General features: G+C 72.7%; 22 protein-coding genes and 1 tRNA gene. 3 read left to right on the top strand and 20 right to left on the bottom strand.

The features are described 5' to 3' along the window. Positions 1-40: 40 nt before the first annotated feature. Together AB0D28_RS03340 and AB0D28_RS03335 are read right to left on the bottom strand one after the other, a co-directional pair. Complete coding sequence (locus AB0D28_RS03340) at positions 41-916, bottom strand: Bax inhibitor-1/YccA family protein (RefSeq protein ID WP_357381695.1); 876 nt, start codon at positions 914-916, stop codon at positions 41-43. A gap of 111 nt (positions 917-1027) precedes the next feature. Beyond that, positions 1028-1108 (bottom strand) — tRNA-Leu (locus AB0D28_RS03335). A gap of 90 nt (positions 1109-1198) precedes the next feature. Between AB0D28_RS03335 and AB0D28_RS03330 the strand changes: the two genes are divergently transcribed. Then, positions 1199-3025 carry a hypothetical protein gene (locus AB0D28_RS03330; RefSeq protein WP_357381693.1) on the top strand — a complete coding sequence of 609 codons (1827 nt, stop codon included), beginning with the start codon at positions 1199-1201 and terminating at the stop codon, positions 3023-3025. Positions 3026-3082: 57 nt separating this feature from the next. Here AB0D28_RS03330 and AB0D28_RS03325 read toward each other — a convergent pair whose 3' ends face one another. The 8 genes from AB0D28_RS03325 to AB0D28_RS03290 form a co-directional block, all read right to left on the bottom strand. Continuing rightward, the gene (locus AB0D28_RS03325) at positions 3083-4414 is read right to left on the bottom strand and encodes an NAD(P)/FAD-dependent oxidoreductase (RefSeq protein WP_357381691.1); all 1332 of its coding nucleotides are present in this window, start codon (positions 4412-4414) and stop codon (positions 3083-3085) included. 103 nt (positions 4415-4517) lie between these two features. Continuing rightward, positions 4518-5078 carry a hypothetical protein gene (locus tag AB0D28_RS03320; RefSeq protein ID WP_357381689.1) on the bottom strand — a complete coding sequence of 187 codons (561 nt, stop codon included), beginning with the start codon at positions 5076-5078 and terminating at the stop codon, positions 4518-4520. A gap of 16 nt (positions 5079-5094) precedes the next feature. Then, positions 5095-6456 carry a DUF58 domain-containing protein gene (locus AB0D28_RS03315; protein WP_357381687.1) on the bottom strand — a complete coding sequence of 454 codons (1362 nt, stop codon included), beginning with the start codon at positions 6454-6456 and terminating at the stop codon, positions 5095-5097. Beyond that, positions 6456-7454, bottom strand: a complete 999-nt coding sequence (locus tag AB0D28_RS03310; protein WP_357381685.1) for a MoxR family ATPase — start codon at positions 7452-7454, stop codon at positions 6456-6458. The genes AB0D28_RS03315 and AB0D28_RS03310 overlap by 1 nt, the downstream gene beginning before the upstream one ends. Then, a complete protein-coding gene (locus AB0D28_RS03305; protein WP_357381683.1) occupies positions 7454-8038 on the bottom strand; it encodes a hypothetical protein in 585 nt (194 codons plus the stop codon). Before AB0D28_RS03305 ends, AB0D28_RS03310 begins: the two co-directional genes overlap by 1 nt. Further along, complete coding sequence (locus AB0D28_RS03300) at positions 8035-8769, bottom strand: DUF4129 domain-containing protein (protein ID WP_357381681.1); 735 nt, start codon at positions 8767-8769, stop codon at positions 8035-8037. Before AB0D28_RS03300 ends, AB0D28_RS03305 begins: the two co-directional genes overlap by 4 nt. A gap of 20 nt (positions 8770-8789) precedes the next feature. Next, positions 8790-9503, bottom strand: a complete 714-nt coding sequence (locus AB0D28_RS03295; RefSeq protein WP_357381811.1) for a uracil-DNA glycosylase — start codon at positions 9501-9503, stop codon at positions 8790-8792. 19 nt (positions 9504-9522) lie between these two features. Beyond that, positions 9523-10227, bottom strand: a complete 705-nt coding sequence (locus tag AB0D28_RS03290) for a dienelactone hydrolase family protein (protein WP_357381679.1) — start codon at positions 10225-10227, stop codon at positions 9523-9525. Positions 10228-10465: 238 nt separating this feature from the next. Between AB0D28_RS03290 and AB0D28_RS03285 the strand changes: the two genes are divergently transcribed. Beyond that, positions 10466-10783: a helix-turn-helix transcriptional regulator gene (locus AB0D28_RS03285; protein ID WP_047891389.1), complete on the top strand. Its 318-nt coding sequence runs from the start codon at positions 10466-10468 to the stop codon at positions 10781-10783. 82 nt (positions 10784-10865) lie between these two features. Here the strand turns inward: AB0D28_RS03285 and AB0D28_RS03280 are convergent, their stop codons facing one another. Genes AB0D28_RS03280 through AB0D28_RS03270 form a run of 3 tightly spaced genes read right to left on the bottom strand, consistent with a single transcriptional unit; the run spans position 10866 to position 12400 of the window. Then, positions 10866-11834 carry a hypothetical protein gene (locus AB0D28_RS03280; RefSeq protein WP_357381677.1) on the bottom strand — a complete coding sequence of 323 codons (969 nt, stop codon included), beginning with the start codon at positions 11832-11834 and terminating at the stop codon, positions 10866-10868. Beyond that, on the bottom strand, positions 11831-12163 hold the full coding sequence (locus AB0D28_RS03275; RefSeq protein ID WP_030271259.1) for a PadR family transcriptional regulator: 333 nt from the start codon (positions 12161-12163) through the stop codon (positions 11831-11833). Before AB0D28_RS03275 ends, AB0D28_RS03280 begins: the two co-directional genes overlap by 4 nt. Positions 12164-12211: 48 nt before the next feature. Further along, positions 12212-12400, bottom strand: a complete 189-nt coding sequence (locus AB0D28_RS03270) for a hypothetical protein (RefSeq protein ID WP_357381674.1) — start codon at positions 12398-12400, stop codon at positions 12212-12214. A gap of 190 nt (positions 12401-12590) precedes the next feature. On the opposite strand from AB0D28_RS03270, the gene AB0D28_RS03265 reads away from it, so the two are divergent. After that, positions 12591-12770: a hypothetical protein gene (locus AB0D28_RS03265; protein WP_121686518.1), complete on the top strand. Its 180-nt coding sequence runs from the start codon at positions 12591-12593 to the stop codon at positions 12768-12770. A gap of 115 nt (positions 12771-12885) precedes the next feature. Here AB0D28_RS03265 and AB0D28_RS03260 read toward each other — a convergent pair whose 3' ends face one another. The 7 genes from AB0D28_RS03260 to eno all read right to left on the bottom strand — a co-directional run bounded on the left by AB0D28_RS03260 (position 12886) and on the right by eno (position 17605). Next, positions 12886-13263, bottom strand: coding sequence for a Fic family protein (locus AB0D28_RS03260; RefSeq protein ID WP_357381672.1), 378 nt, complete (start codon positions 13261-13263; stop codon positions 12886-12888). Then, positions 13260-13463, bottom strand: a complete 204-nt coding sequence (locus AB0D28_RS03255) for an Arc family DNA-binding protein (RefSeq protein WP_013731632.1) — start codon at positions 13461-13463, stop codon at positions 13260-13262. The genes AB0D28_RS03260 and AB0D28_RS03255 overlap by 4 nt, the downstream gene beginning before the upstream one ends. Before the next feature lie 35 nt (positions 13464-13498). Then, a complete protein-coding gene (locus AB0D28_RS03250; protein WP_357381808.1) occupies positions 13499-14440 on the bottom strand; it encodes a Ppx/GppA phosphatase family protein in 942 nt (313 codons plus the stop codon). Between the two features lie 125 nt (positions 14441-14565). Then, positions 14566-15075, bottom strand: coding sequence for an amino-acid N-acetyltransferase (locus AB0D28_RS03245; RefSeq protein WP_357381670.1), 510 nt, complete (start codon positions 15073-15075; stop codon positions 14566-14568). A 1-nt stretch (position 15076) separates the two neighbouring features. Then, on the bottom strand, positions 15077-15634 hold the full coding sequence (locus AB0D28_RS03240; protein ID WP_357381667.1) for a DUF501 domain-containing protein: 558 nt from the start codon (positions 15632-15634) through the stop codon (positions 15077-15079). Between the two features lie 23 nt (positions 15635-15657). Further along, on the bottom strand, positions 15658-16293 hold the full coding sequence (locus tag AB0D28_RS03235; protein WP_357381806.1) for a septum formation initiator family protein: 636 nt from the start codon (positions 16291-16293) through the stop codon (positions 15658-15660). 28 nt (positions 16294-16321) lie between these two features. Beyond that, positions 16322-17605, bottom strand: a complete 1284-nt coding sequence (gene eno, locus AB0D28_RS03230; RefSeq protein ID WP_357381665.1) for a phosphopyruvate hydratase — start codon at positions 17603-17605, stop codon at positions 16322-16324. Positions 17606-17788 lie beyond the last annotated feature (183 nt).

Below are 17788 nucleotides of genomic sequence, written 5' to 3'. Positions count from 1 at the left end.
GCGGATGCGGCAGGCGGGCGTCGTCGGGGAGGGCGTGATGTCAGTCGTCGCCCTGGAAGTAGCTGAGCAGCCGCAGGATCTCGATGTAGAGCCAGACCAGGCCCACCACGATGCCGAATGCGGCGGTCCACGAGTAGCGCTGCGGGAGGCCCATCCGGACCCCCTCCTCGATGTCGGCGAAGTTGAGCACGAAGCTCAGCGACGCCACCACGATGCAGACCAGGCTGAAGCCGATCGCGAGCGGGCTGCCGTCACGCAAACCGGTGTTCACGCCGAACAGCGCCAGCACCAGGTTGACGAGCATCACGCCGAACAGGCCGGCCATGATGGCCACCATGATCCGGGTGAACTTCGGGGTGGCCCGGATGATCCGCGCCTTGTAGATCATCGCCATCAGGAAGAACACGCCGAACGTGGCCACGACCGCCTGGAGCACGATGCCGTCGTAGAGCGACTCGAACGCCTTGCTGACCATGCCGACGAAGACGCCCTCGATGACCGAGTACGCCACGACGAGCGCCGGGTTGGCCATCCGGGAGAACGAGATGATCAGGCCGAGCACCAGGCCGACCACCGCGGCGCCGATCCAGGCCACGCCGACGAGCGAGTCCGGCACGAGCACCCAGGCCGCAGCGGCCGAGGCGCCGAGGATGGCGAGCATGAGGACCGTCTTGACGACCACGTCGTCGAGGGTCATCGGGGTCACGGTGGGCGGGGCCACCGGCTGGCCGTAGCCGCCCGGGTAGGGCTGGGCGTAGGGCTGCTGGGGGTACTGCTGCGGGGCGTACTGCTGCTGCGGGTACTGCTGCTGGGGGTATCCGGGCTGACCGTACGGCCCGGGCTGGGCGTACCCGGCCGCCCGCTCACGCTCTGCCGCCTGGCCGAGCCGGGCGAGCACCGGGTTCGAGGACTTCACTTCTCAGGCCTCCCTCAGGGGGTCGATCGCACGAAAGACGCGCTACTCCAGGGTAAACGTGGCCGCAATCGCGCGTGCTACGCCTAGCTGTGGGAAACCTGAGAGTTCGGGTGCCCGGGGCGGGGGTCGAACCCGCACGCCTTGCGGCAGCCGCTTTTAAGGCGGCCGTGTCTGCCGTTCCACCACCCGGGCGGGTGACACCGGCGCGTCGACACGCGGCGGTACAGATCTCACCGTAGCGGCTCGGCCGCGACGCGGCGTACCCCGACGGGTGCGGCCGTTATGGTCGAGGCCGTGACCAGCCCCGCCCGCCCGGCACTCCGGCCCGGCCGCCGCCGGGCGGCCCGGCCGGCGGCGGGCACGCGGCGGGTGACGGCGGCCCTCCGGCGGCATCGCGCGGACCTGCTCGCGGGGTTGGCGTTCGCCGCGCTCGCCGGCTGGCTCACCCACGGCCTCTGGCCGGCGCCGGGCACGCGTGTGCTCGCGCTCAACCCGGCCGACCAGACGCTGTACGAGTGGTTCCTGGCGCTGGACGCGCGCGCCCTGCGCGGCGAGCTGAGCCTGGTCACCGACCGGCTGAACGCGCCGGACGGCGTCAACCTGATGGCGAACACCTCGGTCGTGGCGCTGGGCGTGCTCTTCGCCCCGGTCACCCTGGCGTTCGGGGCACCTGTGACGTTCGCCCTGCTCGTGGCCGTGAACATGGCGGGTACGGCGCTCGCCTGGTATCTGCTGTTCGTCCGCGTCCTGCGGGCCCGCCGGCTCGCGGCCGCACCCGGTGCGGCGCTGTGCGGCTTCGGGCCGGGCATGGTCTCGCAGAGCAACGGCCATCTGCACATGACCGCGCAGTGGCTGGTCCCGGTGCTGGTCTGGCTCGTGGTCCGGCTGCTGCGCGCCGCCGACCCGGCCGGTCGCCCGGACGGTCCGGACCGCCGCCGCATGGCCTCCTCGACGGCCGGGCTCGCCGCCGTCGTCATCGTGCAGGTCTTCGTCGGCGAGGAGGTGCTGTTCCTCGCCGCGCTCACCCTGGCGGTGGTCACCGTCGCGTACGGGCTGGCCGACCGGGACCTGGTACGCCGGGCCGGTCGCGGCTTCGCCGGTGGGCTGCTCGCCGCCGCCGGGCTGGCGCTGCCGGTGCTGGCGTACCCGCTGTGGGTGCAGTTCGCCGGCCCCCAGGGCGTCGCGGACGGCATGTTCCCACCCGCCTACTTCTCCGCCGACCTGATCGCCTGGACCCGCCTCTCCGCGCTGTCGGTGTTCGGCAGCCCGGAGGCGGTACGGCTCACCACCGGCCCGGCCGAGTTCACCTCGTTCCTGGGCTGGCCGCTGCTGCTGGTCGCCGTCGGCTGCGCGGTCTGGCTGGGCCGGCGCGCACCGGTGGTGGCGCTCGTGGCCGGCGCGCTGACGATGGCCGCGCTCGCGCTCGGCCCCGAGGTGGTGGCCGGCGGGGAGCGGACCGGGATCCCCGGCCCGTACGCGCTGCTGGCCGGGCTGCCGCTGGTGGACGGCGCGCTGCCCACCCGGTTCGCGCTCGCGGTGCTGCCGCTCACCGGCACAGTGCTCACCCTCGCCGTGCACCGGGCGCTCGGCGAGTCCGGGCGGGCCCGCCGGGTCGTCCCGGTCGCGGTCGGCGCGGCGCTGCTCAGCGTCCTCCCCGCGCCGCTGCCCACCATGGACCGGCCGCCGCTGCCCGAGTTCGTCACCGGCGGCCACTGGCGGCAGTGCGTACGCCCCGGCGGCGTGCTGGTGCCGGTGCCCACCACCACCCCGCAGGACCCCTGGCCGATGCGCTGGGCCACCGCCACCGGCGTCGCGTTCGCCATGCCGGAAGGCTTCTTCATCGGCCCGTACGGCCGGGACGGCTCGGCCACCATGGGCACCTGGCAGCGGCCCACCTCGGCCCTGCTCGCCGAGGTGGCCCGCCGGGGCGTGGCGCCCGCTGTCGGTGACCGGCAACGCCGCCAGGCCGCCCGGGACGTGGAGTTCTGGCAGGCCTCGTGCGTGGCGGTGACCGACGACGCCCCGCACGCGGAGATGCTGCGCCGCACCCTGGAGCAGCTCTACGGCCCCGGCGTCCGGCTCGCCGACGCCTGGACCTGGCGGTTCTGACCCCCGGTGACGGCGAAGGGCCCCTCCCATACGGGAAGGGCCCCTACGCGAGACGCGTCAGACGCGCGCCGGGACCTGCGGCGCGGACGCCTCGGCGAACTCCTCGCGCGGGTCGTGCAGCTGGCCGAGCGCGACCACCTCACGCTTGAGGAAGAACGCGAGCGTCCAGTCGACCACCACACGCACCTTGCGGTTGAACGAGGGGATCCGCGACATGTGGTACGTCCGGTGCATGAACCAGGCCGGCCAGCCGGTCATCTTGATGCCGTAGACCTGCGCCACGCCCTTGTGCAGGCCGAGGCTGGCCACGCTGCCGGCGTGCTTGTGCTTGTAGTCGACCGGCTCGCGCCCGCGGATCACGTTCGCGATGTTGTCGGCCATCCGCGCGGCCTGCCGCACCGCGTGCTGGGCGCTCGGGGAGCAGAAGTTGCCAGGCTCCTTGGTCAGGTCCGGTACGGCGGCGCAGTCACCGGCGCTCCACGCACCCTCGACCACCCGGTCGCCGTCCACGATCTGCAGGGTCGGCCGGCAGGTGACCCGGCGGCGCTCGTCGCGCGGGAAGTCAGTCGCGTCGAGCATCGGCGACGGCTTCACACCGGCGGTCCAGACGATGGTGTCGGACGGGAAGCTGTCGCCGTCGGAGAGCTTCACCACACCGTCGACGCAGGACTCCAGCCGGGTGTCCAGGCGGATGTCCATGTCGCGCTTCATCAGCTGCTGCACCGTGTAGGCGCCCATGTCCCGGTCGACCTCGGGCAGCACCCGCTGGGTCGCCTCGACGAGCACCCAGCGCATGTCCTCGGGCTTCAGCTCCGGGTAGTAGCGCAGCGCGTCCCGGGCCATGTCCTCCATCTCGGCCAGCGCCTCGATGCCGGCGTAGCCGCCGCCCACGAAGACGAACGTCAGCGCGCGGCTGCGTACTGCCGGGTCGGTGGTGGAGGCCGCCACGTCGAGCCGGTCCAGCACGTGGTTGCGCAGGAAGATGGCCTCGCCGATGGTCTTGAACCCGATGCCGTTCTCGTGCAGGCCGGGGATCGGCAGGGTGCGGGAGACCGAGCCGGGGGCGACGACCACGTGGTCGTACTGGATCTCCCGGGCCGGGCCGCTGATCGGCTGCACCACGGCGGTCTTGCGGTCGTGGTCGATCCGGGTGACGGTGCCCGCCACCACGGTGCACTTGCGCAACTCCCGCCGCAGCGGCACCACAGCGTGCCGAGGGGAGATGTTGCCCGCCGATGCCTCCGGGAGGAACGGCTGGTACGTCATGTGCGGCTGCGGGTCGACGACGATGACCTCGGCCTCACGCCTGTTCAGCTTCTTGGACAGGCGCAGAGCGGCGTACAGGCCCACGTGACCGGCACCCACGACAAGGATCCGCTTCGGGTTCACGTCATCTATCTTTCCCCGGGGTCCCCGGGTAATCCCGCGCGAGACCCCCTTCTGTGACGGAGCACAACCCGTGTGACCTGCGCAACGTCACCGGAACGCAGCGTCACCGGCGTCGCAGCAGCCACCCCAGCAGCGCGCTCAGACCCACCGCCACCAGCAGCCCCACCGCTGTCACCGCCTGCGAGCCGTCCGTCCCGCCCACTCCCCCGAGCCACGCGAGCACCACGCCCAGCACGGCGCTGGCGAGCACCACGCCGCCCGCCCGGCCCAGCCACCGCAGCACCACGTCCGGGTCGATCAGGCCGTCGTAGGGCAGCAGCGCGGCGAGCGCGCAGAGCGAGTGCGCCAGGTAGAGCAGCGTCGCCACGGCGAGCAGCCGCCATAGCGCCGGCGGCCGGTCGAAGCCGAGCGTGGCCAGGAGCCAGCCGCCGACCGTGACCAGCGCGGTGAACGTCGGCCAGATCCGGCGCGGCCCGGCCGCCGGCAGCACCGCGGCCACCGTCAGGGCCAGCAGCGAGCGGGAGGTGAAGGCCTGCACCGGGTACGCGAGCAGGAAGCCGGCCAGCACGGTGAGGAAGATGCCGCCGCGTACCAGCAGCGGCAGCGGGCTGACCCGGGCGGCGGCGTACCGCAGGGCCCGCACCCGCTCGACGACCGCGTTCACCGGGCCCGCCTCTCGTTCACCGCAACCCCGCCTTCGGGGCGGTCGCCAGCCGGGCCACGTCGCGCAGCACCTCGTCCAGGCTGCCGGAGCCCGCCCAGCGCACCACCGGCACCCCGTGCTCCCGGAGCTGGCCGATCATCGTGTCCCGGTCCAGCCGCCACAGCCGGTACGCCACCTCGGCCCAGCCCCGCTCCTTCGGCACCGGAAGCTCGGCCGGCAGCGTGTCCACCGCCACCACGAACCGCCCGCCCCGGGCCAGCCGGGCCAGCATCTGCGCGGACCGCTCGTCGAGCAGCGGGGTGAGCACTACCACCAGGGCGTCCGAGGAGAGCACCTGCGGGCCGAAGACCTGGTCGTACGGCTCGTGCGGGGACGAGTCGGCCTGCACGTCGAGCAGCCACTCCAGCACTGTCAGGTACTGCCGCCGCCCGGTGGCCGGGCGCAGCCGGCGGGCGGACGGGCCGTACTCCAGCATCGACACCCGGTCGCCGCGGTGCAGGTAGTGCTCGGCGATCGCGGCGGCGGCCCGGACCGTGGTGTCCAGCACCGACGCGGTCCCGTTGACGCCGCCGGAACGGCCCGCCTCGGCCAGCACGTCCAGCAGCACCACCACCTCGGCGTCCCGGTCCGAGAGCGTCGACGCGACGTGCAGCTGCCGGGCCCGCAGCGACACCCGCCAGTCGATCCGGCGCAGCCGGTCGCCGGGCGCGAACACGCGCACCCCGGCCAGTTCGCCGCCCTCGCCCGGCCGCCGCGAGCGGTGCGCGCCGACCAGCCCGGCGGCCCGGGGCATCGCCTCGACCGCGTCGAACGGCTCGGTACGCGGATAGACCCGGGCCCGGATCGGCTCGGTGATCACCGCGCGGGAGACCAGCAGCCCGTCGGCGGCGGCGACCCGCACCCCGGCCGGGCCGATCGGGTGCCGGCCCCACCGCAGCGCGGTGCCGGTCAGTTCCAGGTCGACGGCGCTGCCCCGGGGTACGGAGGTGACGAACGGCCGGTCCGCGCCGCCGGAGCGGCTCACGTCCAGCCCGGTGCCGCCGAAGCCCACCTGCTTCACCCGCAGCCAGCGCGACATCCGGGTGCGGACCACCGCCAGGTCGTACCCGATCAGGTCGGGGTTGGCCACCGCGACCGTCGCGGCCATCGGCGCGCCCTCGACCAGGTGGGTGTCCGCGACGCCCAGTTCCAGCTCGGGCAGCCCGGCGGGACGGCGGCGCAGGGCGTACGCGGTCCCGAGCGCGAACGGCGTGGCGAGCACCACCAGGTCGATGCGGCCGAGCAGGACGGCGACGACGAGCAGCACGCCGGTGAGCAGCACGGCCCGGCCGAGCGCCCAGGTGGGCGCCCAGCCGTTCGCCGCGTCGGCCCGGTCCATCAGCGTCCGGCGGCGTAGCTGGGCAGCGCGCCGCTGGCCGGGGCGGGCGTGGACTCCAGCACCTCGCCGACCACGAAGGACGGGTCGACCCGGCGCAGCCACATCTCCGGCCGCAGCGTGATCCGGTGCGCCAGCGCGGGCGCCGCCACCGCCTTGACGTCCTCCGGCACCACGTAGTCCCGGTTGGCGAGCACCGCCCGTACCCGGGACAGCAGGAGCAGCGCCAGCGAGCCGCGCGGGGACGCGCCGACGAGCACCGACGGGTGCTCCCGGGTGGCGGCGGTCAGCGCCACGATGTAGCGGCCGATCGAGTCCTCGACCACCACGTCCTCCAGGGCGGCCTGCATGGCGCGCAGCGTGGCGGCGTCCACCACCGGCTTGATCTCGGCCTCCTCGCGGCGGCGGGCGAGCCGGCGGCGCAGCACGTCCCATTCCTCGTCGTGGCTGGGGTAGCCGAACGACACGCGCAGCAGGAACCGGTCGAGCTGCGCCTCCGGCAGCGGGTACGTGCCCTCGTACTCGATCGGGTTGGCGGTGGCGAGCACGTGGAACGGCTCGTCCAGCCGGTAGGTCACGCCCTCGACCGAGACCTGCTTCTCCTGCATCGCCTCCAGCAGCGCCGACTGCGTCTTCGGCGGCGTCCGGTTGATCTCGTCGGCGAGCAGCAGGTTGGTGAAGACCGGCCCGGCCCGGAACGCGAAGTCGCCGCTGCTCTGGTCGTAGAGGAACGAGCCGGTCACGTCGGCGGGCAGCAGGTCCGGGGTGAACTGGAGTCGCCGGAAGTCCAGCCCGAGCGCCTGCGCGAAGCACCGCGCGGTGAGCGTCTTGCCCAGGCCGGGCAGATCCTCCAGCAGCACGTGACCACCGGCGAGGATGCCGGCCAGCACCAGCTCCAGCGCGTCGCGCTTGCCGACCACGACGGTGCCGACCGCCTCCAGGACGGCCCGGGCGAGCCGGCCCACCTCGGCGGGGGCCATGCTCCGGTCCACGTCGTTCATCAGATCTTCTCCAGTTCGGCGACGATCGCCGCGAGGTCGCGCGGCGACGGAGGGCGGCGGACGGGGGTGGCGAGGAACGTCCACAGTGGTTCGCCCAGCACCGACCGGGCGCGGTCCGGGTCGGACTCCCGGGTGACGCCGTGGCGCTGGCGCAGCCGTTCGTCGGCCAGCTCGCCGAGGCGGGGCAGGATGCGCTCGTTGAACCGGTCCCGGTTGTCGGCACACCAGTCCAGCGGGCGTTCCCAGCCGTTGATCGCGGCACGCAGCGCGTCCCGCGCCGACCAGTTCCAGGTGCCGGGCTCCTCGCCGGCGGGCGCGCGGGCCCCCGCGCGGGGCGGCGGCGGAGGTGAGAGCGTGGTGGTGACCCGGCGTACGGCGAGCACCGCGAGCACCCCGGCCGCGATGATCCAGACCGGCATCTTCAGGCCGACAGCGCGCAGCCCGACCACCACCACGACCACGATCGCGGCGGTGACAGCGGCGGTCCGCAGCAGCAGCCGGGCCCGGCCGCCGCCGGAGGGCCGGGTCTCCTCCCCGGCGGGCTCCTCGCCGAACGAGAGCAGGTCGTCGATGCTGCTGCTCACGACGCCTCCCCCGCCGCCAGGCTGGTCAGCTCGCCGCGCAACCGGCGCAGCGCGGCACGGGCCTGGTCCCGGGTGTGCTCGTCGACCGGGTGCGTGGCGTACCGGGCCTCCCGGTAGACGTTCGCGAAACCGTCGAGCACGTCGGCGCTGGCGATCGCCGGGATGCCGGCCGCCGGGTCGCCGCGCAGCAGCCGCGCCACCAGGTCGGTCGGGGTGTCGCCGGTGTGCCGGGGCACGCCCGCGTCCTCGGCGGCCTCCTCCAGGCGTACCCAGCAGGCGATGACAGCGGTTCGCGGGTCGGTGGAGCGGTCGTCCAGTTCGACGAGTCCGGCGTCGAGCGCGGCCACCACCTCGCGGGCGGTCCCCTCGGCGGTACGCCGGGTGCGCCGCACCGGCACCGCGCGGGTGGTCCGCCGCAGCGCGCCCCGGAGCACGTTCCACAACACGTACCCGATGGCGGCCAGCACCGCCGCGAACAGCAACGCCACGGCGGCGGTGGCCAGCCAGTCGGGCACGCCGCCCGAGGTGGGCTCGCCGACGTCGCGCGGCTCCACGGGGATCGACGGCACGGCCTCCGGCGACGGGTAGTCCGGCACGTACGGGATGGTGTCGGCGGCGGGCGGGATCCGGCTGGCCCCGATGGCGGAGTGACCGGCGGCGAACGCGGCGAACGCGAGCAGCACCGTCACCGCGGCGACCGGCCACCACCTGCGCAGTACGCCGAAATCCATCCCACCGCCTCAGGTGTTCCTCAGTCCACCCCGGCCAGGTGCTTCGCCCGGGTGAACACGTCGTCCAGCATCGCCGGTGTGAGCCGTCCGGTGAATGTGTTCTGCTGGCTGACGTGATAGCAGCCCAGCAACGCCGGCACCGACTCGCCGGACCAGTGTGCCCCATGACCGAACGCCGGTCGCGGTGTGGGCGGTCGCTGCCCGTACACCTGGCGTAGCACCGGCCACCACGCGGCCCACGCGAACGCGCCGAGCGCGACCACGACGCGCAGCGTGGGACGGACCAGTTCGACCTCGCGGTGCAGCCACGGCGCGCAGGTGTCCCGCTCGGCCGGGGTGGGTTTGTTGTCCGGCGGCGCGCACCGCACGGCGGCGAAGACGCGGGTGTCGCGCAGCGTCAGGCCGTCGTCGGCGGACACGCTCGTCGGCTGGTTGGCCAGCCCGGCGCGGTGCAGCGCGGCGAACAACACGTCGCCGGACCGGTCCCCGGTGAAGATCCGGCCGGTGCGGTTGCCGCCGTGCGCGGCGGGCGCCAGGCCGAGGATGGCGATCCGCGCGTCCGGCGGGCCGAGGCCGGGCACCGGCCGTCCCCAGTAGTCCTGGTCGCGGAACGCCGCCCGCTTGACCAGCGCGACCTCCTCGCGCCACGCCACCAGGCGCGGGCAGGCGAAGCAGTCGCTGACCGCGCCGTCGAGGTCGGCCAGGTCGGTCGCCCGCGCGGCGCGGGCGACCACGTCCTGCGGGGTACGCGACTCAGCCAAGCTTCGCCCGGAACAGTTCCAGCGTGCGGGCCCAGGCGGTGGCCGCGGCCCGCTGGTCGTAGTGCTCCGGCCGGTCCTCGTTGAAGAACGCGTGCGCGGTGCCCGGGTAGTCGAACGTCTGGCAGGTGCCGCCGGCCGACTCGATGGACCGGCGTACGCTCTGCACCCCGTCGGCGGCGGACAGGCCGTCCGCCTCGGAGCAGTGGATGAGCGCCGCCTTGCCGGCGTAGCCGGCCCAGCCGCCCTCGTCGGCCGCCCCGACGGCCATGCCCTCCCAGGGCAGGCGCGGATAGAACCCGGCGGTGGCCACGATGCGCTCGGAGAGCGTGGCGGACCACAGGGCCAGGCTGGCGCCCGCGCAGAACCCGGCGCAGCCCACCTTGCCGGCGACCTCCGGCCGGCTCGCCAGGTATTCGGCGGCGGCGGCGATGTCGGTCGCCGCCTCGTCCATCTGAGAGCTGTTGAGCATCAGCTGCGGCTCGGTCGGCTTCACGGCCGGCCCGCCGTGCCGGAAGTCGGGCGCGAGGGCGACGAAACCGGCCTCGGCGAAGCGGTCGACCACGGCCCGGACGTGGGGCACGAGACCCCACCAGTCCTGGATGACGATGACCGCCGGGCTGGCCGCACCGCCGGAGGGTATCGCGAGATACCCCTCGCTCGTCCCCCCGTTGCCGGTGAAGCTCACCATCTCGCCCATGGGCCCGTCCTCCTTGCGGTCAGTCAACGTTGGCTGGTCGCACAGTTGGCTGTTACGTGCCGGTAGCGTGCCACGCGGTGAGCGGCCCGGGGAAGACGGAACAACAGTGGCATTCACCTCCTGTCGAACCGCCGGACAGGTACACACGCCGGCTCGACACTCTCGACGCGTCCACCCACGCGCGGGTGGTGCAGGTGATCGACCTTGTCAAGGACCGGGCACGAGAGGAGGGGAAGGCATGAGCGACTACTCCCGGTGGCAGGACATCCGCGCCGACCACGTCGCCCGGGCCGGCGGGGAAGAGGCGGTCGATGCGGGTAAGCAGGAACTTCTCGCGGAGGTCATCGGTCACCGCCTCGCGGAGGTACGGCGGGCGCGCGGCCTGACCCAGCAGCAGGTCGCCGACCGGATGGGCGTCACCAAGGGACGGGTCTCCCAGATCGAGCAGGGGAAGATCTCCGGCCAGGAGGTGGTGGCGCGGTTCGCCGCAGCGCTGGGCGGCCGGCTCCACCAGGCGATCTACTTCGACGACGGTGACATCGCCGCCATCGCCTGACAGCGGCTCCGCGCGAGATCTTGGAAGATTGCGGCCCTCATGAGGGCCGTTTCCTTCCAAGATCTCGCGCGGTCGAGCGCACTCAGGGGGTTGACGTGGGTTCCGGGGAAGCACTGGGGGTGGACGGGGCGGGCGGCGGGGCCGCGGATGGGGTGATGCTGTCCGTGGGCGCGGGTGCGGGCGGGGCGATCGACGGCGAGACCGGCGGGCCGAACGGTGCCAGCTCTGGGCAGTACGGGTAGGTGTTACGCATCTCCAGCACCGCGCCCGTGTCGGCCATGCAGCTCGGCCAGCCGAGCGTGATCGGCACGCCGTTCTGGTCGAAGAGCCGTGCGTCGCGGATCAGCCGCCCCTGCTGGTCATAGACGAAGACGTCCTCGATCCGGTCGTACCGGTGGTCCACCGACGTCTGCTCGTAGCCGCTGTAGACGTCGGAACTGGCGTTCCGGTCCACATCGACGAGCACCGTGAAGCCGAAGAGCAGCAGCCCGGCCGTACCCAGCCGGTGCAGGCGGCGCGGCCAACCGGTGAAGGCCACGGAACGGCGGCCGAGCCACAGTGACGCGACCACCGCGCCGATGAGCAGTAGCAGGCCGGCCGACGCGTTGTCGTTCGGCCGGGGCAGCAGACCGGGCCGGCCACCGTCCACCATCACGCTGATCAGCAGCGCGGCCAGCCAGCCGCGCACCAGCCACCAGGCCGGGCGCAGCGGACGCAGGAAGTCGCTCACCGTCTCGTGCCCGAGCAGCGGGCCGAGCTGACGATCCAGCAGACGGATCTGAGCGGCCGCCTGCTCCCGCGCCTCGGCCAGCCGGTGGAAGCGCGCCGGTCGCCGCCCCTCCCCGGCGCCGGCGGCGGCACGCAGCTCGGCCGCGTACGCCTCGGGGGTGCCCAGCCGGTCCACGAGCGCGCCGTCGCCCTCGGCGGCCACCTCGGCGAGGTGTTCCGGCAGGTCCTCGGTCAGCTCGTCGCGGACCTCCGGCGGCAGGTCGGCGAGCGCGGCGCGTACCCGGTCGACGTAGTCCGTGATCTCCTGCCCAGTGACGGTCATGCCGCCATCCCCCGATCGTCGAGCAGTGCGTCCATGGTGGTGGCGAACGAGCGCCAGGTCTTGCCGGAGCGGGTGAGCTGGTCACGCCCGGCGGCGTTCAACGAGTAGTACTTGCGGTGCGGCCCGGACTCGCTCGGCACCACGTACGTGGTGAGCAGGCCGGCCGCGAACAGCCGGCGCAGCGTGCCGTAGACCGAGGCGTCACCGACCTCGGTGAGGCCGGCCTCGCGCAGCCGCCGCAGGATGTCGTAGCCGTACCCGTCCTCGTCCTTGAGCACGGCGAGCACCGCCAGGTCGAGCACGCCTTTGAGGAGCTGCGTGGTATCCACGCTCAGCACACTAGTGCGCTATGCACACTACCGTCAATGACACAGCACCTACCGGCGGGCGGTCCACCCGATGAAACGCTCGAACAGGTCGGCCGGATTCGGGTTGGCGCGCAGCAGGTCGGCGGTGGCATCGAACAGGCAGCCCGCCATGTGGATCGACAGGGCGACGCGGTCCCGCCGGTAGTCCAGCAGCAGCAACAGGCGGGCCGGCTGGCACGGCCAGGGGGCCGCGCACACCCGGCACAACCACAGGGGCCGCATCGGTACGTGCGGCCGCACGACCCGGCGACTGCGATCGGGTACGGGAGAACAGTTCCTCACGGTCATCCCCCGATCGTGCTCGCGCTGTTATCGATCGTCAACCCCTATCGCTGTTACCGATCGCGAGACAATCGCTGCTACCTACCGTCAAGGGGTGGTCGAGTTCGTGGGTATCGCTGAGATTCGAGACATGCTCGGTGGCGTCTCGCGTGCCCGCGCGTCAGTGGTTGCCTCGCGTCGTGACTTCCCCGCGCCCTATCAGGTGCTCAGGATGGGCCAGATCTGGCGAAAGTCGGACGTCGAGAAGTGGATCAAGGAACACCGCCCCGACCTGGCGACGGACTAACCCCGCCCGTCCCGTTGACCAAGGAGTTCGTGTTCTCACCGGCGCCCCGACCAGACACAAACTCCTTGATCACCGCCACGGAAACGCGGACGAGGGCTAGGCGAGACTTGATGGCTCAGACGTAGAGCTTGCGAAGCTCACGGGCGATGTCGGAGACCTCGGTCAGGGTGCCGCCGGCCACCGACATCACGAGAGCCTCGGCCTGATCGACGTCGACATCCTGGATCGGCACCTCGTTGAGGGCCAGAAACACCCGCCCCGCCGCCCAGGCGAGACGCTTGTTCCCATCAATCAACGCGTGGTTCATGCAGACCGAGTGCAGCAGCGCGGCGGCCTTGGTCCAGAGATCGGGATAAGCCTCCTGGCCGAACGCCACGGTGGCCGGGCGGACCACCGCCGACGAGAGCAGACCGAAATCACGGACCTGCGGCGTCTCACCCAACACGATCGAGGCGATCTCCACGAGGTCGTCGACCTCGAGGTAGTTGATCACTCCGCCAACCGCCGCAGCAGCTCAGCGTCACGCTCCGCAACCTCCCGCGCAAGATCCCGCACGCGGGCACGATGATTGCGCGCCGAGACGTACTCCTCGACGGCCACGACGATGGTGGCGTTCATCGACCGGTGCTCCTGCTCGGCAAGCTGCTTGAGCCGTTCGTGCAGTCCGTCAGGAAGATTGACAGTGGTGACCATATGGAAATCATACCGGCCGCACGCAGGGGAACCACCTATCTCGAGGTCGCCGCCAGACTCCAGGCGATGCCGTCGAGGATGTCGTGCTCGGAGGCGACCACCGACTGCATCCCGGCCCGCTCCATGATCACCCGCAGCACCAGCGCGCCCGCGCCGATCACGTCGGCCCGCCCCGGGTGCATCACCGGGTACGCCAGCCGCTGCTCACTGCTCTTGCCGAGCAGGTCGGCGGTCACCTCGGCCACCTGCTCGTACGAGACCCGGGCGTGGTGGATGCGGCTGGGGTCGTACTCCCGGAGCCCTTCGGCCAGCGCGACCACTGTGGTGACCGAACCGGCGAGCCCGACCAGCGTGGCGGCCTCGCGGCCGGGCACGGCGGCGAGCGCGCGGTCGACGGCGGCGGCGATGTCGGCCTCGGCGGCGGCGATCTGCGCCGCTGTCGGCGGGTCGCCGTGCAGGTGCCGTTCGGTCATCCGGACGCAGCCGATGTCCACCGAGATCGCCCCCCGCACGCCGTCGGCGCGGGTGCCGACGACGAACTCGGTCGAGCCGCCGCCGATGTCGACCACCAGGTACGGCGGTTCGGCGTCGGCGGGCAGGCCGCGCACCGCGCCGGTGAACGACAGCCGTGCCTCCTCGTCGCCGGTCACCACCTCGGGCGGTACGCCGAGCGTGCGCTCGACCATGGCGCGGAAGTCGGCGGCGTTGGAGGCGTCGCGGGAGGCCGAGGTGGCGCACATGCGCACCCGCTCGGCGCCGGACTTCTCGATCTCCGCCGCGTAGTCGGCGAGCGCCACCCGGGTCCGCTCGATCGCCTCGGGCGCGAGCATTCCGGTCTGGTCGACGCCCTGCCCCAGCCGCACGATCTCCATCCGCCGCGAGACGTCCACCAGTGGCGCCGCCTCCCCGGCCGACGCCTCGGGCAGGTCGGCGATCAGCAGTCGGATCGAGTTGGTCCCGCAGTCGATGGCTGCCACACGCGCACTCACGGCGCCCACCCTACGGCAGCCCGCCCCCACCCCCGCGCGATCATGAGGTTGGCGGCGACAAACCGGACGCCGGACGCCGCCAACTTCATGATCGCCGGCAAGCGCCCTGAACCTCAGAGGCGCAGCAGCATTCGGGTGTTGCCGAGCGTGTTGGGCTTGACCCGTTCCAGGTCCAGGAACTCGGCCACGCCCTCGTCGTACGAGCGCAGGAGCTGCTCGTAGACGGGCTGCGGGACGGGTGCGCCGTCGATCTCGCGGAAGCCGAACGAGCCGAAGAAGCCGGTCTCGAACGTCAGCACGAAGATCCGGGCGATGCCCAGTTCCCGCGCCGCGTCGATCAGCCCGCCGACGATCCGGTGCCCGATCTTGTGGCCCCGGCAGGACGGGTCGACGGCCACCGTCCGGATCTCCGCCAGGTCCTCCCACATGACGTGCAGCGCGCCGCAGCCGACCACCGTGCCGTCCGAGGTCACCGCGACCCGGAACTCCTGCACGTCCTCGTACAGCGTCACAGTCGCCTTGCTGAGCAGCCGGCGGTCGTCGGTGTAGGTGTCCACGAGCCGCCGGATGCCGCGTACGTCGGTGGTGCGGGCCCGGCGCACAGTGATCTCGTCGGTGCTCATCTCACTGGACCGCGGGCACGTCCACGCAGGGGCCGGCCGCCCACCACTTCTCCACCAGGGCGAGGGTCTCATCGCCGAACGGGTTGACCCCCGGCCCGGCCGCGAGCGCGTGCCCGAGGTGCACGTGCAGGCACTTCACCCGCCCCGGCATGCCGCCGGCCGAGATGCCGGCGATCTCCGGCACCTCGCCGATCGCCTCCCGGCGAGCCAGGTAGTCCTCGTGGGCCGCCCGGTACCGCGCGGCCAGCTCCGGATCCTCCGCCAGCCGCTCGGCCATCTCCTTCATCAGCCCGGCCGACTCCAGCCGGCTGCACGCCGCTGTGGCACGCGGGCAGGTCAGGTAGAACAGCGTCGGGAACGGCGTGCCGTCGGCCAGCCGGGGCGTCGTCTCCACCACGTCGGGCAGGCCGCAGGGACACCTGTGGGCCACCGCGCGGGTGCCGCGCGGCGGGCGTCCGAGCTGCGCGGCCACCGTGGCCAGGTCGGCCTCGGTGGCCGGCTGGCGCTCCGGCGGGGGTACGGAGTCCGCCGCCGGCTCCTGCGGTGGTACGACGCTCAAGGAAGTGCCTCTCGAATCAAAGCTCACTTGTCGGGGCGCTCGGCGTTCGCCGCCTGCACGCTCCCCCACAGGGTGTCGTACCAGGGCTCGGGCGGTTTCGGTGCCCCCTGGGTCGTGCCCTTGCCGGCGTCCCTGGCCGCGCCGTCCGGGTCCCGCAGCACCACCAGCGCCGTCTCACCCGGCCGGACCATGAAGAAACGCTCCCGCGCCTTCGTCTCGACGTAGGCGTCGTCCTTCCACTTGGCCGCCTCGGCGGTCAGGCTCTCGATCAGCCGCCGCTGTTCGGCCTGGGACGCCTCCATCCGCTCGATGTCGGCCTGCTGGTCCAGGTAGACCCGGACCGGATAGGTGTACGCCAGCGCGAGCGCGATCAGCACCGCGAACAGCACTGTGGCGCGCCCGGTGAAGCGCCGGGGTTGGGGTGCGGTGAGCCGCTTGACCGGACCACCGGCGGCGGTACGCCGGGCCGCGGCGGGACGGCTCGCGGGACGTACGCCGTCGGTGGCACGGGACGCGCCCGGTGACCGGCCGGCGGCGCGCGCCTCCGCGCGGACGCCGTTGTCGCGTGCCGTGGACCGGACCCGGGCCCCGCCCGCCCGGCCGGGCTGACCCGGCCGACGGGCGGGCCGCTGGCCACCCGGTGTGCGGCGCTGCTGCATCGTCACACCCCTCCCCCGGAGCGCTCGCTCAGGCCGAACGGTAGCGCGGGAAGGCGCCCGCCCCGGCGTACCGCGCCGCGTCGGCCAGTTCCTCCTCGATCCGCAGGAGCTGGTTGTACTTGGCCACGCGGTCCGAGCGGGCCGGTGCGCCCGTCTTGATCTGCCCGCAGCCGGTGGCGACGGCCAGGTCGGCGATCGTGGTGTCCTCGGTCTCGCCGGAACGGTGGCTCATCATGCACTTGAAGCCGGCCCGGTGGGCCAGGTCGACGGCGTCGAGCGTCTCGGTGAGCGAGCCGATCTGGTTGACCTTGACCAGCACCGCGTTTGCGGCCTGCTCGGCGATGCCCCGGGCGATGCGCTGCGGGTTGGTCACGAACAGGTCGTCGCCGACGATCTGGATCCGGTCGCCGAGCGCGGCGGTGAGGGTGGCCCAGCCGCTCCAGTCGTCCTCGGCCAGCGGGTCCTCGATCGACACGATCGGGTAGTCGCCGGCCAGCTTGGTGTAGTAGTTGCTCATCTCCTCGGCGCTCTTGGCGCTGCCCTCGAACGTGTAGGTGCCGTTGTCGAAGAACTCGGTGGCGGCCACGTCGAGCGCGAAGACGATGTCGGTGCCGAGCCGGTAGCCGGCCTTCTCCACCGCCTCGGCGATCAGGTCCAGCGCGGCGGCGTTCGTGGGCAGGTTCGGGGCGAAGCCGCCCTCGTCACCCAGGCCGGTCGACAGGTCCTTCTTCTTCAGCACCGACTTCAGCGCGTGGTAGACCTCGGCGCCCGAGCGCAGCGCGTCCCGGAACGTCGGCGCGCCGATCGGCGCGATCATGAACTCCTGGATGTCGACGTTCGAGTCGGCGTGCGCGCCACCGTTGAGGATGTTCATCATCGGCACCGGGAGCAGGTGCGCGTTCGGGCCGCCCAGGTAGCGGAACAGGCTCAGCTCGGCGCTGCCCGCGGCGGCCTTGGCCACGGCCAGGGAGACGCCGAGGATGGCGTTCGCGCCCAGCTCGCCCTTGTTGTCCGAGCCGTCGATGTCGATCATCTTCTGGTCGATCAGCCGCTGCTCGCTGGCCTCGTAGCCGATGAGCTGGTCGACGATCCGGTCCTCGATGTTGGCGACGGCCTTCTCGACACCCTTGCCCAGGTAGCGGTCGGAGTCACCGTCGCGCAGCTCGACCGCCTCGAAGGCGCCGGTGGAGGCGCCGGACGGCACCGCGGCGCGGGCGATCGTGCCGTCGTCGAGCCCGACCTCGACCTCGACCGTCGGGTTGCCCCGCGAGTCCAGGATCTCCCGGGCGACGATTCCCTCGATGGTTGCCACTGAGTCGCTCCTCGTTTGTGTGGTTCCGGTCCGTATGGGCCGCGACGGTGCGGCTGAGGCAGGTGTTGAACGCAGCGTATCGGTCCCCGCCCCGCCGCACGCCGCTCGGGGCAGCCCTCGACGCGCCTGCTGAGACGGACATTCCCGGATTACCGGTCGTCAACCGGCAACCGGTTTGCGAGA

This window comes from Micromonospora sp. NPDC048169 (assembly GCF_040652815.1).
Classification (GTDB): Bacteria; Actinomycetota; Actinomycetes; order Mycobacteriales; family Micromonosporaceae; genus Micromonospora.
Note: the sequence above shows the minus strand (reverse complement) of the source record. Positions and strands in the feature narration are given on the sequence as shown.

Excerpts from the sequence above, each read along its gene's own strand:
- AB0D28_RS03255 (WP_013731632.1), bottom strand. The coding sequence starts at position 13,463 with ATGGTCACCACTGTCAATCTTCCTGACGGACTGCACGAACGGCTCAAG.
- AB0D28_RS03315 (WP_357381687.1), bottom strand. The coding sequence starts at position 6,456 with ATGGACCGGGCCGACGCGGCGAACGGCTGGGCGCCCACCTGGGCGCTC.
- AB0D28_RS03330 (WP_357381693.1), top strand. The coding sequence starts at position 1,199 with ATGGTCGAGGCCGTGACCAGCCCCGCCCGCCCGGCACTCCGGCCCGGC.
- AB0D28_RS03285 (WP_047891389.1), top strand. The coding sequence starts at position 10,466 with ATGAGCGACTACTCCCGGTGGCAGGACATCCGCGCCGACCACGTCGCC.
- AB0D28_RS03245 (WP_357381670.1), bottom strand. The coding sequence starts at position 15,075 with ATGAGCACCGACGAGATCACTGTGCGCCGGGCCCGCACCACCGACGTA.
- AB0D28_RS03235 (WP_357381806.1), bottom strand. The coding sequence starts at position 16,293 with ATGCAGCAGCGCCGCACACCGGGTGGCCAGCGGCCCGCCCGTCGGCCG.
- AB0D28_RS03300 (WP_357381681.1), bottom strand. The coding sequence starts at position 8,769 with ATGGATTTCGGCGTACTGCGCAGGTGGTGGCCGGTCGCCGCGGTGACG.
- AB0D28_RS03280 (WP_357381677.1), bottom strand. The coding sequence starts at position 11,834 with ATGACCGTCACTGGGCAGGAGATCACGGACTACGTCGACCGGGTACGC.
- AB0D28_RS03310 (WP_357381685.1), bottom strand. The coding sequence starts at position 7,454 with ATGAACGACGTGGACCGGAGCATGGCCCCCGCCGAGGTGGGCCGGCTC.
- AB0D28_RS03290 (WP_357381679.1), bottom strand. The coding sequence starts at position 10,227 with ATGGGCGAGATGGTGAGCTTCACCGGCAACGGGGGGACGAGCGAGGGG.